Source organism: Streptomyces kurssanovii (genome assembly GCF_040677245.1).
In the GTDB taxonomy this organism is placed as follows: domain Bacteria; phylum Actinomycetota; class Actinomycetes; order Streptomycetales; family Streptomycetaceae; genus Streptomyces; species Streptomyces kurssanovii.
The window spans coordinates 1-14,411 of record NZ_JBFAQK010000031.1; the positions used below are offsets into that span (position 1 = coordinate 1).

The 14,411-nt window shown below is 71.2% G+C and carries 14 protein-coding genes; 13 read left to right on the top strand and 1 reads right to left on the bottom strand.

The genetic code is table 11. From position 1 onward, the window contains the following. Nucleotides 1-375: 375 nt before the first annotated feature. Entirely contained in the window at nucleotides 376-1,527 is a 1,152-nt protein-coding gene (locus AB0K36_RS21465; protein WP_364596702.1) for a YihY/virulence factor BrkB family protein, read from the bottom strand. A 17-nt stretch (nucleotides 1,528-1,544) separates the two neighbouring features. Between AB0K36_RS21465 and AB0K36_RS21470 the strand changes: the two genes are divergently transcribed. From AB0K36_RS21470 to AB0K36_RS21530, 13 genes are all read left to right on the top strand, one after another. After that, nucleotides 1,545-3,194, top strand: coding sequence for an acyl-CoA dehydrogenase family protein (locus AB0K36_RS21470; protein WP_364596705.1), 1,650 nt, complete (start codon nucleotides 1,545-1,547; stop codon nucleotides 3,192-3,194). Nucleotides 3,195-3,588: 394 nt separating this feature from the next. Then, the gene (locus AB0K36_RS21475) at nucleotides 3,589-4,830 is read left to right on the top strand and encodes a GAF domain-containing protein (RefSeq protein ID WP_435877906.1); all 1,242 of its coding nucleotides are present in this window, start codon (nucleotides 3,589-3,591) and stop codon (nucleotides 4,828-4,830) included. A 13-nt stretch (nucleotides 4,831-4,843) separates the two neighbouring features. After that, nucleotides 4,844-5,413: a GNAT family N-acetyltransferase gene (locus AB0K36_RS21480; protein WP_364596710.1), complete on the top strand. Its 570-nt coding sequence runs from the start codon at nucleotides 4,844-4,846 to the stop codon at nucleotides 5,411-5,413. Between the two features lie 234 nt (nucleotides 5,414-5,647). Next, nucleotides 5,648-5,731: a putative leader peptide gene (locus AB0K36_RS21485; RefSeq protein ID WP_310650533.1), complete on the top strand. Its 84-nt coding sequence runs from the start codon at nucleotides 5,648-5,650 to the stop codon at nucleotides 5,729-5,731. 114 nt (nucleotides 5,732-5,845) lie between these two features. Then, nucleotides 5,846-7,543: a nitrite/sulfite reductase gene (locus AB0K36_RS21490; RefSeq protein WP_189475021.1), complete on the top strand. Its 1,698-nt coding sequence runs from the start codon at nucleotides 5,846-5,848 to the stop codon at nucleotides 7,541-7,543. After that, entirely contained in the window at nucleotides 7,540-7,719 is a 180-nt protein-coding gene (locus AB0K36_RS21495) for a hypothetical protein (RefSeq protein ID WP_159685254.1), read from the top strand. The genes AB0K36_RS21490 and AB0K36_RS21495 overlap by 4 nt, the downstream gene beginning before the upstream one ends. Then, nucleotides 7,716-8,417, top strand: a complete 702-nt coding sequence (locus AB0K36_RS21500) for a phosphoadenylyl-sulfate reductase (RefSeq protein WP_189475023.1) — start codon at nucleotides 7,716-7,718, stop codon at nucleotides 8,415-8,417. The genes AB0K36_RS21495 and AB0K36_RS21500 overlap by 4 nt, the downstream gene beginning before the upstream one ends. Beyond that, the gene (cysC, locus tag AB0K36_RS21505; RefSeq protein WP_364596715.1) at nucleotides 8,417-8,983 is read left to right on the top strand and encodes an adenylyl-sulfate kinase; all 567 of its coding nucleotides are present in this window, start codon (nucleotides 8,417-8,419) and stop codon (nucleotides 8,981-8,983) included. The genes AB0K36_RS21500 and cysC overlap by 1 nt, the downstream gene beginning before the upstream one ends. Nucleotides 8,984-9,074: 91 nt before the next feature. Beyond that, nucleotides 9,075-10,010: a sulfate adenylyltransferase subunit CysD gene (cysD, locus tag AB0K36_RS21510; protein WP_364596718.1), complete on the top strand. Its 936-nt coding sequence runs from the start codon at nucleotides 9,075-9,077 to the stop codon at nucleotides 10,008-10,010. A 2-nt stretch (nucleotides 10,011-10,012) separates the two neighbouring features. Continuing rightward, nucleotides 10,013-11,353, top strand: a complete 1,341-nt coding sequence (locus tag AB0K36_RS21515; RefSeq protein ID WP_364596721.1) for a sulfate adenylyltransferase subunit 1 — start codon at nucleotides 10,013-10,015, stop codon at nucleotides 11,351-11,353. 218 nt (nucleotides 11,354-11,571) lie between these two features. Then, on the top strand, nucleotides 11,572-12,678 hold the full coding sequence (locus AB0K36_RS21520) for an ABC transporter substrate-binding protein (RefSeq protein ID WP_364596723.1): 1,107 nt from the start codon (nucleotides 11,572-11,574) through the stop codon (nucleotides 12,676-12,678). A 37-nt stretch (nucleotides 12,679-12,715) separates the two neighbouring features. Further along, nucleotides 12,716-13,510 (top strand): ABC transporter ATP-binding protein, encoded by a 795-nt coding sequence (locus AB0K36_RS21525; RefSeq protein WP_364596726.1) that lies wholly within the window; start codon nucleotides 12,716-12,718, stop codon nucleotides 13,508-13,510. Then, nucleotides 13,497-14,405, top strand: a complete 909-nt coding sequence (locus AB0K36_RS21530; protein ID WP_364596729.1) for an ABC transporter permease — start codon at nucleotides 13,497-13,499, stop codon at nucleotides 14,403-14,405. Before AB0K36_RS21525 ends, AB0K36_RS21530 begins: the two co-directional genes overlap by 14 nt. The last annotated feature ends 6 nt before the right edge of the window (nucleotides 14,406-14,411 follow it).

Here is a 14,411-nt window from a genome sequence, read left to right on the forward strand (position 1 = left end):
GGGACGGGTGGCGCGAGGCGCACTGACCGTTCGCCCGGGACTGTCGGCGGGGCGTGGGATGCTGGAGCGCGATGGCCACCAAGAACTCGACCGACCACGTCGCCCGGCACCCACCATCGGCGCGGCCCCCGCCCCGCAGGGGCGCAACGGACCCGCACCCGCCCCCGGGAAGGCGCACCCCGTGCCAGACCCCGCCCCGCAGCGACACGCCCCCGGGCCGGGCCGGGCCCGCGAGCGCCACGCCCCCGACCGGATCAAGCCCGCCAGGGACGACACGCCACCGGCCGGGCCACGCCCGCAGGGCGCGACACGCCCCCGGGCCGGGCCGGGGCGGACAGGGCGCGGCCATGCCCGAGCGTGCAGCGCTCCAGGAAACTACTCGCGGCCCTCCCGGCCGTTCTCCTTCGTGGAGTGCAACCGGGCCCGCACGTCGTCCACCGGCAGGAACTTGGACCAGCGCTCCGGGAATTCGGACGGCATGTCCCCGCCGCCCTCCTCGTCGTCCGCGTCGTCGTCCGCGTCGCCGTACATCTCCGCGGCGCGTGCCCGCGCCAGCAGTTGCGCCGCGTCGGCGGCACGCGCCCGCTCGTTCGCGGCGCGGGCCGCGGCCGTGGCGACCGACGGCCAGACCCGGTCGATCGCGGCGTTGACGGCCGCGCCGACGAGGACGGCGAACGCGGAGATCCCCATCCACAGCAGGAAGGCGATGGGCGCGGCGAGTGAGCCGTAGATCGTGGGGCCTTCGACCTGGCTGGTGAGGTAGATGCGCAGCAGGAAGCTGCCGAGGATCCACATGCCGAGGGCCACGAGCGCGCCGGGGATGTCCTCGACCCAGGGGGACCGGACGGGCACGGACACGTGGTAGAGCGTGGTGAGGAAGGCGATGGAGAGCAGGATGACGACGGGCCAGTAGAGGAGCCGGACGACTTCCGTCCCCCAGGGCATGAGTTCGACGACCCGGTCGGGGCCGACGACGGCGAGCGGCAGGACGACCGCGCCGATCAGCAGGGCGACGATGTACAGCAGGAACGCCAGCAGCCTGGTGGCGACGATGCCGCGGTGGCCGTCGAGCCCGTACATGACGGTGATGGTGTCGATGAAGACGTTGACGGCCCGCGACCCGGACCACAGGGCGATCGCGAAGCCGATGGAGATGAGGTCGGGCCGGCCGCCGTGGGTGACGTCCTCGAGGAGGGGCTTGGCGATGTCGTTGACGCCGCGGTCGGACAGGACGGTGCCGACGGCGGTGAGGATGTTCTCCTCGATGGAGGCGACGGTGGTGGTGTTGGTCCAGTCGTCGATGTAGCCGAGGAGGCCGATCAGCCCGAGCATCAGCGGTGGGACGGACAGCAGTGTGAAGAACGCCGCCTCGGCCGCCAGGCCGAGGATGCGGTACTCGATGCACGAATTGACGGTGTCTTTCAGCAGCAGCCAGGCCATCTTCCGCTTCGAGACGTTGCGGTAGAGGACTCGGGCCCGGTGGAGCCGGCCCGACGGCCGCTCGGGTGTTTCGTTTGCTGCCTGCACCTCCTTACCGTATCGGCATGGCAGCCAGCACCCACACAGTGACCAACCAGCCTCCGCCCCTGGTGGGGCACGACGTGTTCGCCGCCGACCGTGCCCTCGTGGAGGCGGTCGACCGACATGTGGCGGCGGAGGCCGGTGACGCGGCGCGCGAGGAGCTCTCCGGGCTCGGACGGGCGGCGGGCTCGGCGGAGGCCCAGGAGTGGGGGGCGCAGGCGGACCGGTATCCACCGAGGCTGCGGACGCACGACCGGTACGGGCACCGGATCGACGAGGTGGAGTTCCATCCGGCCTGGCACAGGCTGCTGGACCGCGCCGTCTCCGCAGGTCTGGTGAGTGCCTGGGGCAGGCCCGGCGGACATGTGCGCCGGGCGGCCGGATTCCTGGTGTGGACGCAGGTGGAGGCGGGCCACGGCTGCCCGCTGTCGATGACGCACGCCTCGGTGCCGGCGCTGCGTACCGATCCGCTGCTGGCCGCCGAGTGGGAGCCGCGGCTGACGTCGACCGTGTACGAGGAGGGGCTGCGTCCGGCGTCGCTGAAGCGCGGGGTCCTGCTGGGCATGGGCATGACGGAGAAGCAGGGCGGCAGTGACGTGCGGACGAACACGACGCGTGCCGAACCGCTGGCGCAGGACGGCGAGTACGTCCTCACCGGGCACAAGTGGTTCTGTTCGGCTCCGATGAGCGACGGTTTCCTGGTGCTGGCGCAGGTGGCCCCGGCCACCGGACGGGGCGGGCCGACCTGTTTCCTGGTGCCCCGGGTGCTGGAGGACGGCAGCCGGAACGTCTTCCGGATCCAGCGGCTGAAGGACAAGCTCGGCAACCGGTCCAACGCCTCGGCCGAGGTCGAGTTCGAGGGGACGTGGGCGCGGCGGGTCGGCGAGGAGGGGCGGGGGGTGCGCACCATCATCGGGATGGTGGCGGCGACCCGGCTGGACTGCGTCCTCGGTTCGGCCGCGCTGATGCGGCAGGCGGTGGCGCAGGCGATCCATCACACGGCGTACCGGAGCGCGTTCGGCGGGCTGCTGATCGACAAGCCGTTGATGCGCAATGTGCTGGCCGATCTGGCTCTGGAGTCGGAGGCGGCGACGACGCTGGGGATGCGGCTGGCGGCGGCGTACGACGCGGACACGGAGCAGGAGCGGGCGTTCCTGCGGCTGGCGGTCCCCGCGGCGAAGTTCTGGGTGGCGAAACGGTGCACGCCGGTGGTCGCGGAGGCGCTGGAGTGTCTGGGCGGCAACGGCTACGTGGAGGAGTCGGGCATGCCGCGGCTGCTGCGCGAGTCGCCGCTGAACTCGATCTGGGAGGGGTCGGGCAATGTGCAGGCACTCGATGTGCTGCGTGCGCTGCAGAGGGAGCCGTCGGCGCTGAACGCGTTCCTCCAGGAGGTGGGCAAGGCGCGTGGCGCGGACCACCGCCTGGACGGGGCGATCAAGGGCCTGCTGACGGAGCTGGCGGACCTGGACGGCATCGAGGCGCGGGCGCGCCGGCTGGTGGAGCGGATGGCGCTGGTGCTGCAGGGTTCGCTGCTGGTGCGGTGGGCCCCGCCGGAGGTGTCTGACGCGTTCTGCGCGTCGCGTCTGGGCGGCGACGGCGGGTCGGTGTTCGGCACGCTTCCCCACACGCTGGACCTGGCCTCGATCGTGGAGCGTGCCCGCGCGGTGGCGTGAGCGCTGGGCCGCGCGGTGGCGTGAGCCCTGGGCCCGCGCGGTGGCGTGAGCCCTGGGGGCGGACCTCGCGTGCGGGCCCCGGGGCGGACACCGGGCCTGAGACACCGAACGGGTGCGGCCCGCTGTGAGACGGCCCGCACCCGCGACGGTTGACGGGTGGTGCTGCGCCGACACGGCACCACCCACACCGGCGAACCGGTGTTCCGTCACCTTCGTACACGCGCACGCCCCTTCGCGACGGTTGCAAAGGGTTGCATCCTTGTGTGGCATATCGCAGCGCACGGCGGCCGGGCGGGTGGAGGATCAGGACGGCCACCCCCGCACACCGGACGCCGGCGTCGCCGAGGAGGACCCCGTGAAGAATGCATCGCTCGACCTGGCCGGACTCGCGGCCATGGACACCGCTGAGGCCTTGCGGCTGCTGAAGGGTGTGCGGGACGCCGCCCTGTCCGGCCGCCGGCCGAAGGTCGGGCCCCGCGCGGACATCGACGAGTCGTGGCAGCGGATGCTGCGCCGGGGCCTGGACCCGGAGCGGGACCGCAGGGCCGGGCTGCTTCCGTTGGAGGAGCTGGAGCGGCGCAGGCTGGCCTCGCCGCTGCTGGAGGTGCTGCCGGTGCTGCGTGAGGGGCTGGTCGCCCTGGCGGAGGGCGCGCAGCACATCATGGTCGTCGCGGACGCCGAGGGCAGGCTGCTGTGGCGGGAGGGCAGCGCGGCGGTCCTCCGCAAGGGCGATTCGCACGGTTTCGTGGTGGGCGCCGACTGGAAGGAGGAGCTGGTCGGCACGAACGGTGTCGGTACTCCTCTGGTGTCCCGGCGTCCTGTGCAGGTGCACTCCGCCGAGCATTTCGTCTCCACGCACCACACGTGGACGTGCGCGGGGGCGCCGATCACCGACCCGCGCGACGGCAGGCTGATCGGTGTCGTCGACATCAGCGGTCCGCTGTCGACGATGCATCCGGCGACGCTGGCGCTGGTCACGTCGGTGGCCCGCCTGGCGGAGGCCGAGCTGCGCAATCGCCACCACGAGGCGCTCGACCGGCTGCGCAGTGTCGCCTCGCCGCTGCTGGGGCGGTTGGGCGGCCGGGCGGTGGCGGTGGACGCGAACGGCTGGCCGGCGGCGGTGACGGGCATGGCGCCGCCGGGACGGCTGCCGCTGCCGAGGTCGGTCAGGGCCGGCCGGCTGTGGCTGCCGTCGCTCGGCCTGTGCACGTTCGAGCCGCTGCCCGGTGGCTGGCTGGTACGTCTCGACGAGGCGTCTCCCGAGCCCGCGGAGCAGGGCCGGGTGGTGCTGGACCTGAGCAGGCCGCGGCGGCCCTGTGTCACCGTCACGGGCGCCTCGGGGAGCTGGTCGCACGAGCTCAGTCCCCGCCATGCCGAGCTGCTGTACGTCCTGGCGCGGTACCGCGACGGGCGGTCGGCGGCGGAGCTGGCGCAGGATCTCTTCGAGGATCCGTCGCGGACGGTGACCGTGCGGGCGGAGATGTCCCGGCTGCGGCGGCATCTCGCGCAGGTCCTGGCCCACCGGCCGTACCGCTTCGCGGAGGAGGTGGAGGTGGAGCTGGTGCTGCCCGAGCGGCCGGCGGACCTGCTGCCGCACTCGAGCGCCCCGGCCGTGCGTCGGGGGCGGCTGCCGTGATTCCCTGTCGCGCATGAGCACCGTCACCGTGACCACCTGGTCCCTCGAGCAGACCTCCTCCGACGACCAGCGGCCGGCGGCCGCCCCCGGGGGCGGCATACGTGTCGTCCGCGCCGAGGTCCCTTCGCCCGAGTTCAGCCGGTTCCTCTACACGGCGGTCGGCGGGGACGTCCGGTGGACGGACCGGCTGGGCATGACGTACGCCGAGTGGCAGAAGCTGCTGGACCGCCCGGGGGTCGAGACCTGGGTCGCGTACGAGAAGGGGACGCCGGCCGGTTACGTGGAGCTGGAGGCGCAGGACGACGGCGTGGTGGAGATCGTCTACTTCGGGCTGATCCCGGCCTTCCGGGGCCGCCGGATCGGCGGTCATCTCCTGTCGGCCGGGGTCGCCCGTGCCTGGGACCTGGCGGAGCGGTGGCCGGGGATCGCGCCGACGAAGCGGGTGTGGCTGCACACCTGTTCCCTGGACGGTCCGCACGCGATGGACAATTACCTGCGGCGCGGGTTCCGTGTCTTCGACACGAAGGTCGCGGAGGAGGCCGAGGTCTCCGCTCCCGGCCCCTGGCCGGGCGCCGCGGTCTGAGCGGTCCAACGGCTCCGCCCGGGGCAAGGCGCCGTGCCGCGGTCTGAGCGGTCCAACCGCCCCACCCAGGGGCACGGCCGGGTGCCGCGGTCAGAGCGGTCCCACCCCCGTGCCCCGGGGCCCGGCGTCCGTCCTCCGGTGACCCATGCCACACTGTCTCGCGATGCGGGACAGTGTTGTCCACATTTTGGATGAAGGTGGACTGGGTCCAAAGTCCCATGACACGCTTCCGTCATGTCCAGCACTGGAATTGCCTTGGTGAGTCGGCGGCACGTCGACCTCGGCCGCATGTCCAGCGCCATCTGTCCGGCCTGCTGAGAGCTCAGCACCGCCGCACTTCCGACTTTCTTCACCCCGCCCTGCGCACCGTCGCGCTTCCCCGCGAGTGTGCAGCTCAGAGCCGCCCTCCTGCAGTCTCGAAGGACTATCACCATGGCCGCCAGCCCTGAAAAGCCCGACTCCGTCACGCCCCGCCGCAAGGCCGGACGCCACCGTGGCGAGGGCCAGTGGGCCATGGGGCACCACACGCCTCTGAACGGCAACGAGCAGACCAAGAAGGACGACGACGGTCTCAATGTGCGGACACGCATTGAGACGATCTACGCGCACCGGGGCTTCGACTCCATCGACGGCGCCGATCTGCGCGGACGCATGCGCTGGTGGGGCCTCTACACCCAGCGCAAGCCCGGGATCGACGGCGGCAAGACCGCGATCCTGGAGCCGGAGGAGCTGGACGACGAGTTCTTCATGCTGCGCGTGCGTATCGACGGCGGTCGGCTGACGACCGAGCAGCTGCGGGTCATCGGCGAGATCTCGCAGGAGTTCGCCCGCGGCACCGCCGACCTCACCGACCGGCAGAACGTGCAGTACCACTGGATCCGGATCGAGGACGTCCCGGAGATCTGGCGTCGGCTCGAGGCCGTGGGCCTGTCGACGACCGAGGCCTGCGGTGACACGCCCCGCACCATCCTCGGTTCGCCGGTCGCCGGCATCGCCCAGGACGAGATCGTCGACGGCACCCCGGCCATCGAGGAGATCCACCGCCGGTTCATCGGCAACAAGGAATTCTCCAACCTGCCCCGCAAGTTCAAGACCGCGATCTCCGGATCGCCGCTGCTCGACGTGGCGCACGAGATCAACGACGTCGCCTTCGTCGGCGTCGAGCACCCCGAGCACGGCCCCGGCTTCGACCTCTGGGTCGGCGGCGGCCTTTCCACGAACCCCAAGCTCGGTGTCCGCCTCGGCGCCTGGGTCCCGCTGGACGAGGTCCCCGACGCCTGGGAGGGCGTGGTCTCGATCTTCCGCGACTACGGCTACCGCCGGCTGCGCAACCGCGCCCGGCTGAAGTTCCTGGTCGCCGACTGGGGCCCCGAGAAGTTCCGCCAGGTCCTCGAGGACGAGTACCTGAAGCGCAAGCTCGTCGACGGTCCGGCCCCCGAGCAGCCGGCGCAGCAGTGGCGTGACCACATCGGCGTCCACCGCCAGCAGGACGGCCGCTTCTACGTCGGCTTCGCGCCGCGTGTCGGCCGTGTCGACGGTGCGACCCTCAACAAGATCGCCGAGTTGGCGGAGAGCCACGGCTCCGGCCGGGTGCGCACCACGGTCGAGCAGAAGATGATCGTGCTGGACGTGACGGAGGACCAGGTCGACTCGCTGGTCTCCGGCCTGGAGGCGCTGGACCTGCGGGTCACGCCTTCGCCGTTTAGGCGGGGCACGATGGCCTGCACCGGCATCGAGTTCTGCAAGCTGGCCATCGTCGAGACCAAGGGCCGCGGTTCCGCCCTCATCGACGAACTCGAGCGGCGGCTGCCCGAGTTCGAGGAGCCGCTCACCATCAACCTCAACGGCTGCCCCAACGCCTGCGCCCGGATCCAGACCGCGGACATCGGTCTCAAGGGCCAGCTCATGCTGGACGACGAGGGCAACCAGGTCGAGGGCTACCAGGTCCACCTCGGCGGCGCGCTGGGTCTCGACCCGGCGTTCGGCCGCAAGGTGCGCGGCCTGAAGGTCACGTCGGCCGAGCTTCCGGACTACGTGGAGCGGGTCCTCAAGCGCTTCGAGGCGGAGCGCGCGGACGGCGAGCGCTTCGCCACCTGGGCGGCCAGGGCCTCCGAGGAGGCCCTCTCATGAGCGAGCGGGCGGCGCCGTTCTACTGCCCCTACTGCGGCGACGAGGATCTGCGTCCCAGCGAAGAAGGTCACGGCGCCTGGGAATGCGCGGCGTGCAACCGGGCCTTCCAGTTGAAGTTCCTCGGTCTGCTGACGCGAGGACTTCGGCGCAACGACGGTGGAGGGGAAGAGATATGACGACGGTTCAGGCCGAGCGGGATCTCAAGACGCTGGCCGAGCAGGCGGGCCGGGACCTCGAGGAGGCCTCCGCCCTGGAGATCCTCGAGTGGGCCACGAAGACCTTCGGCCCGCGGTTCTGTGTCACCTCCTCGATGGAGGACGCGGTGGTCGCCCATCTCGCCTCCCGGGTGCTGCCCGGCGTGGATGTCGTCTTCCTCGACACCGGCTACCACTTCGAGGAGACCATCGGCACCCGCGACGCCGTGGACGCGGTGATGGACGTCAACGTCATCACGCTCACACCCCGTCGGACGGTGGCCGAGCAGGACGCCGAGTACGGCCCGAAGCTGCACGACCGCGACCCCGACCTGTGCTGCGCCCTGCGCAAGGTCAAGCCGCTCGAAGAGGGCCTGACCGCCTACGACGCGTGGGCAACGGGCCTGCGCCGCGACGAGTCCCCCACCCGGGCGAACACCCCGGTCGTCGGCTGGGACGAGAAGCGGCGGAAGGTCAAGGTCTCCCCGATCGCCCGCTGGACGCAGGACGACGTGGACGCCTACGTCGCCGAGCACGGCGTGCTCACCAACCCGCTGCTGACGGACGGCTACGCCTCCGTCGGCTGCGCGCCCTGCACCCGCCGGGTGCTCGAGGGCGAGGACGCGCGCGCCGGCCGCTGGGCCGGGCGGGGCAAGACCGAGTGCGGGCTGCACGGCTGATGACGTACACACCGGAGATTCAGGAGAAGGAAGTGACCGGAGCCACCATCTGGCTCACGGGTCTGCCGAGTGCCGGCAAGACCACCATCGCCTACGAGCTGGCGGGCCGGCTGCGTGCGGAGGGCCACCGTGTCGAGCTCCTCGACGGTGACGAGATCCGGGAGTTCCTCTCCGCGGGCCTCGGCTTCACCCGTGAGGACCGGCACACGAATGTGCAGCGGATCGGTTTCGTCGCCGAACTGCTGGCGTCCAACGGTGTGAAGGTTCTGGTTCCGGTCATCGCCCCGTACGCGGACAGCCGGGACGCGGTACGCAAGCGCCACCAGAGCGAGGGCACGCCCTATCTGGAGGTGCACGTCGCCACTCCGGTCGAGGTCTGCTCGGTACGTGACGTGAAGGGCCTGTACGCGAAGCAGGCCGCGGGTGAGATCAGCGGACTGACCGGTGTCGACGACCCGTACGAGGAGCCCGAGTCGCCCGATCTGCGGATCGAGTCGCACAACCAGACCGTGCGGGAGTCCGCAGCGGCGCTCCACGCGCTGCTGACCGAGAGGGGCCTGCTGTGAGCCGCGCATGCGCGGCAGCCGGGCCGCAGCCGACCGCGATTCCCGCACCTCAGCGCCGTGCAGGCGGAGAAGCTCACGAAGGGGTCACCGCATGACGACCGTCGCCACTGTCCACGAGGGCACCGACAGCCCGTACGCGCTCTCCCACCTGGACGCCCTCGAGTCGGAGGCCGTGCACATCTTCCGCGAGGTGGCGGGCGAGTTCGAGCGGCCGGTGATCCTCTTCTCCGGCGGCAAGGACTCGATCGTCATGCTGCACCTGGCGCTGAAGGCGTTCGCGCCGGCGCCGGTGCCGTTCACGCTGCTGCACGTGGACACCGGTCACAACTTCCCCGAGGTGCTCGAGTACCGGGACCGCACCGTCGCCCGGCACGGGCTGCGGCTGCACGTCGCCTCGGTGCAGGAGTACATCGACGCCGGCAAGCTGCGCGAGCGCCCCGACGGCACCCGCAACCCGCTGCAGACCGTGCCGCTGACGGAGGCCATCCAGCAGCACCGTTTCGACGCGGTGTTCGGCGGCGGCCGGCGCGACGAGGAGAAGGCCCGCGCCAAGGAGCGGGTGTTCTCGCTGCGCGACGAGTTCTCGCAGTGGGACCCGCGCCGTCAGCGCCCCGAGCTGTGGCAGCTCTACAACGGCCGCCACGCGCCCGGTGAGCATGTGCGGGTCTTCCCGCTGTCCAACTGGACCGAGCTGGACGTGTGGCAGTACATCCAGCGCGAGAAGATCGAACTCCCGCAGATCTACTTCGCGCACGAGCGTGAGGTGTTCAAGCGCTCCGGCATGTGGCTGACCGCCGGCGAGTGGGGCGGGCCCAAGGACACCGAGACGGTCGAGAAGCGGCTGGTCCGCTACCGCACCGTCGGCGACATGTCCTGCACCGGCGCCGTCGACTCCGACGCCACCACGCTGGACGCCGTGATCACCGAGATCGCCGCCTCCCGTCTCACCGAGCGGGGTGCGACCCGCGCCGACGACAAGCTGTCAGAGGCCGCGATGGAAGACCGCAAGCGCGAAGGGTACTTCTAAAGATGACCAGCCCCACCGAGCAGCTGGCCGAACAGCTCTCCGCCACCACCCTGCTGCGCTTCGCCACCGCCGGGTCCGTCGACGACGGCAAGTCCACCCTGGTCGGGCGGCTGCTGCACGACTCCAAGTCGGTCCTGGCCGACCAGCTCGAGGCCGTCGAGCACGCTTCCCGCAGCCGCGGCCAGGAGACCCCCGACCTGGCGCTGCTCACCGACGGCCTGCGGGCCGAACGTGAGCAGGGCATCACCATCGACGTGGCCTACCGCTACTTCGCCACCCCCCGGCGGCGGTTCATCCTCGCCGACACCCCGGGCCATGTGCAGTACACCCGCAACATGGTCACCGGCGCGTCGACGGCGGAGCTCGCGGTCGTGCTGGTCGACGCCCGCAACGGCGTCGTCGAGCAGACCCGCCGCCACGCCGCGGTCGCCGCGCTGCTGCGTGTTCCCCATGTGGTGCTCGCCGTCAACAAGATGGACCTCGTCGACTACGCGGAGCCCGTCTTCGCGAAGATCGCCGAGGAGTTCACCGCGTACGCCGCCTCGCTGGGCGTCCCGGAGATCACCGCCATCCCGATCTCCGCGCTGGCCGGCGACAACGTGGTGGACCCGTCCGCGAACATGGACTGGTACGGCGGCCCGACCGTGCTCGAGCACCTCGAGACCGTCCCCGTCAGCCATGATCTGACGACCTGCCACGCCCGGCTGCCCGTGCAGTACGTGATCCGCCCGCAGACCGCCGAGCACCCCGACTACCGCGGCTACGCGGGGCAGATCGCCGCCGGTACCTTCCGCGTCGGCGAGTCGGTGACCGTCCTGCCCTCCGGCCGCACGTCCAAGGTCTCCGGGATCGACCTGCTGGGCCGGTCCGTGGACGTGGCCTGGACGCCTCAGTCCGTCACGCTGCTGCTGGAGGACGACATCGACGTCTCCCGCGGCGACCTCATCGTCCCGAGCGACGACGCGCCCGCCACCACGCAGGACGTCGAGGCGACCGTCTGCCATGTCGCGGACGAGCCGCTCACCGTCGGCCAGCGGGTGCTGCTCAAGCACACCACCCGCACGGTCAAGGCGATCGTCAAGGAGATCCCCTCCAGGCTCACCCTCGACGACCTCTCCCAGCACCCCGAGCCCGGCCGGCTCGTCGCCAACGACATCGGCCGCGTCAAGGTCCGTACCGCGGAGCCGCTGGCCCTCGACTCGTACGCGCACTCCCGCCGTACCGGCTCGTTCCTGCTGATCGACCCGGCCGACGGCACCACGCTCGCCGCCGGCATGGCCGGGGACGCGTTCGCCGCCGAGGACGACGCTCCCGCCGTGGACGACGAGGGCTGGGACTTCTGACGATGACCGACATCTACTCGACCTTCGCCAAGGAGGGCGGCCGCGTCGGCAGCGGGGCGCTCGGCGCGGGCACGGGCGGGGTGGCGCGATGTGCGCGATGACGTACGCGCACCGCATGCGCGCCCGCGCCCCGCACCGCCGAAGACCCCGCCTGTCCGCCGACGACCCGGCAGCGTCGCACATGACGTGAGACCGGGCCTACGAGAGGAAATCCTCCCGTGCCAGCCACCCGCACCTTCCTGAGGCGCGGCTTCGCCGCCGCAGCCGTAACGCTCCTCGCCGTCGTCCTGACGGCCTGCGGCTACGGCTCCCAGGCGAAGGACGACTCGGTCGCTCCCGCCGCCAAGGGCGAGAAGACCGGCGGTCTCGACACCGTGAAGATCGGGTACTTCCCGAACCTCACCCACGCCACCGCCCTGGTCGGTGACCAGCGGGGCATCATCCAGAAGGAACTGGGCGGCACCAAGGTGTCGGCCTCGACCTTCAACGCCGGTCCCTCCGAGATCGAGGCCCTCAACGCCGGGTCCATCGACATCGGTTTCATCGGCCCCTCGCCGGCGATCAACGGCTATGTGAAGTCCAAGGGCGAGAGCCTGCGGATCATCGGCGGCTCCGCCTCCGGCGGGGTGAAGCTGGTCGTGAACCCGAAGAAGATCAAGAGCATCGGGGACCTCAAGGGCAAGCGGATCGCCACCCCGCAGCTCGGCAACACCCAGGACGTCGCGTTCCTCAACTGGATCGCGGAGCAGGGCTGGAAGGTCGACGCCCAGACCGGCAAGGGCGACGTCTCCGTCGTCCGCACCGAGAACAAGGTCACCCCGAACGCCTATCTGTCCGGTTCGGTCGACGGCGCCTGGGTGCCGGAGCCGACCGCGTCGAAGCTGGTGAGCGACGGCGCGAAGGTGCTGCTGGACGAGTCGGACCTGTGGCCGGACAAGAAGTTCGTGATCACGAACATCATCGTGTCGCAGACGTTCCTCGCCGAGCACCCGGAGGTCGTCGAGGCGGTGCTGCGCGGCACGGTGAGGACCAACGCCTGGATCAACGCCAACCCCGACGAGGCGAAGGAAGCGGCGAACGCGAAGCTCCAGGAGCTGACCGGCAAGCCGCTGCCGCCCGAGGTCGTCGACCCGGCGTGGAAGTCGATCCGCTTCACCGACGACCCGCTGGCCGCCACCCTCGACGCGCAGGCGGACCACGCGGTGCGGACGGGCCTGCTCCAGCAGCCCGACCTCGCCGGGATCTACGACCTCGAGCCGCTGAACAAGGTCCTCGCGGCCGAGGGCCGGCCCGAGGTCTCCGACGCCGGGCTCGGCGTCAAGTAACCCGTAACAGCAGCCGAGTTCCCAGGAGGTGACGACCATGGCCACTGCCATCGCCAAGGCCGAGGACCGCGTCGGTGTCGAGCACGAGTACGCGGCTCGCATCGGGCATGTCTCCAAGTCCTTCAACGGGCCCACCGGGCCGCAGCTCGTCCTGGACGACATCACGCTCGATGTCGCGCCGGGCGAGTTCGTCACCCTCCTGGGGGCTTCGGGCTGCGGCAAGTCGACGCTGCTGAACCTGGTCGCCGGGCTCGACCGGCCGACCGTGGGGTCCATCGAGACGCCCGGCGGCCGGCCGGCCCTGATGTTCCAGGAGCACGCGCTGTTCCCGTGGCTGACCGCCGGCAAGAACATCGAGCTCGCGCTGCGGCTGCGCGGTGTGCCGAAGGGCGCCCGGCGCGAGGAGGCGGAGCGGCTGCTGGAGCTGGTACGGCTCAGCGGCGCGTACGGCAAGCGGGTGCACGAGCTGTCCGGCGGCATGCGGCAGCGGGTCGCGATGGCGCGCGCACTGGCGCAGGACAGCCAACTGCTGCTGATGGACGAGCCGTTCGCGGCGCTCGACGCCATCACCCGCGATGTGCTGCACGACGAGCTCACCCGTATCTGGCGGGAGACGAACGTGTCGGTCCTGTTCGTCACGCACAACGTCCGCGAGGCGGTGCGCCTCGCGCAGCGGGTGGTGCTGCTGTCGTCGCGGCCGGGTCGGGTGGCGCACGAGTGGACCGTGGACATCGACCAGCCGCGACGTATCGAGGACCCCGCCGTCGCGGAGCTGTCCGTCGAGATCACCGAAGAACTGCGTGGGGAGATCCGCCGACATGGCCAGCACTGACACGACCGGGACGGCCACCGGGAAGGGCCCGGCGAGGTCCGACGATCTGGCCGGTCTCGAGGCGGGCCTCGACGCGCTCGACGCGGTGCAGGTGAACCGCACGCCGGTGCGCGAGGTGCTGCTGAAGAAGGTCCTGCCGCCGATCACCGCCGTGGCGCTGGTGCTGGTGGCCTGGCAGGTGCTCGTGTGGGCGGAGGTCACCCCGGACTACAAGCTGCCCGCACCGTCCACGGTGTGGGACGGCCTGTCCGACATGTGGCTTCAGGGCACGCTGTTCGACGTCATCTGGACCAGCGTCTCCCGCGGCCTGCTGGGCTTCCTGCTCGCGCTCGCCATCGGCACACCGCTCGGCCTGCTAGTGTCACGGGTGAAGTTCGTGCGCGCCGCGATCGGTCCGATCCTGTCCGGGCTGCAGTCGCTGCCGTCGGTCGCCTGGGTGCCCCCGGCCGTGATCTGGCTCGGCCTCAACGACTCGATGATGTTCGCCGTCATCCTGCTGGGCGCGGTCCCCTCGATCGCCAACGGCCTGGTGTCCGGCGTGGACCAGGTGCCGCCGCTGTTCCTGCGGGCGGGCCGCACGCTCGGCGCGACCGGGCTGCGGGGCACCTGGCACATCGTGATGCCGGCGGCGCTGCCGGGCTATGTGGCGGGGCTGAAGCAGGGCTGGGCGTTCTCCTGGCGGTCGCTGATGGCCGCCGAGATCATCGCCTCGTCGCCCGATCTGGGCCTCGGGCTCGGCCAGTTGCTGGAGAACGGCCGCAACAACGCCGACATGCCCGGCGTGTTCCTCGCCATCCTCCTGATCCTGATCGTCGGTATCGCGATCGATCTGCTGGTCTTCAGTCCGCTGGAGCGGTGGATCCTGCGCAGCCGCGGTCTTCTCGTCAGGAGCTGAGCGCCG

What these genes read in the sequence shown, in the direction of transcription:
- cysD (WP_364596718.1), top strand. Translation starts at nt 9,075, where the DNA reads ATGACGACCGTCGCCACTGTCCACGAGGGCACCGACAGCCCGTACGCG.
- cysC (WP_364596715.1), top strand. Translation starts at nt 8,417, where the DNA reads ATGACGTACACACCGGAGATTCAGGAGAAGGAAGTGACCGGAGCCACC.
- AB0K36_RS21470 (WP_364596705.1), top strand. Translation starts at nt 1,545, where the DNA reads ATGGCAGCCAGCACCCACACAGTGACCAACCAGCCTCCGCCCCTGGTG.
- AB0K36_RS21480 (WP_364596710.1), top strand. Translation starts at nt 4,844, where the DNA reads ATGAGCACCGTCACCGTGACCACCTGGTCCCTCGAGCAGACCTCCTCC.
- AB0K36_RS21515 (WP_364596721.1), top strand. Translation starts at nt 10,013, where the DNA reads ATGACCAGCCCCACCGAGCAGCTGGCCGAACAGCTCTCCGCCACCACC.
- AB0K36_RS21530 (WP_364596729.1), top strand. Translation starts at nt 13,497, where the DNA reads ATGGCCAGCACTGACACGACCGGGACGGCCACCGGGAAGGGCCCGGCG.
- AB0K36_RS21495 (WP_159685254.1), top strand. Translation starts at nt 7,540, where the DNA reads ATGAGCGAGCGGGCGGCGCCGTTCTACTGCCCCTACTGCGGCGACGAG.
- AB0K36_RS21475 (WP_435877906.1), top strand. Translation starts at nt 3,589, where the DNA reads ATGGACACCGCTGAGGCCTTGCGGCTGCTGAAGGGTGTGCGGGACGCC.
- AB0K36_RS21485 (WP_310650533.1), top strand. Translation starts at nt 5,648, where the DNA reads ATGTCCAGCACTGGAATTGCCTTGGTGAGTCGGCGGCACGTCGACCTC.
- AB0K36_RS21490 (WP_189475021.1), top strand. Translation starts at nt 5,846, where the DNA reads ATGGCCGCCAGCCCTGAAAAGCCCGACTCCGTCACGCCCCGCCGCAAG.
- AB0K36_RS21525 (WP_364596726.1), top strand. Translation starts at nt 12,716, where the DNA reads ATGGCCACTGCCATCGCCAAGGCCGAGGACCGCGTCGGTGTCGAGCAC.
- AB0K36_RS21500 (WP_189475023.1), top strand. Translation starts at nt 7,716, where the DNA reads ATGACGACGGTTCAGGCCGAGCGGGATCTCAAGACGCTGGCCGAGCAG.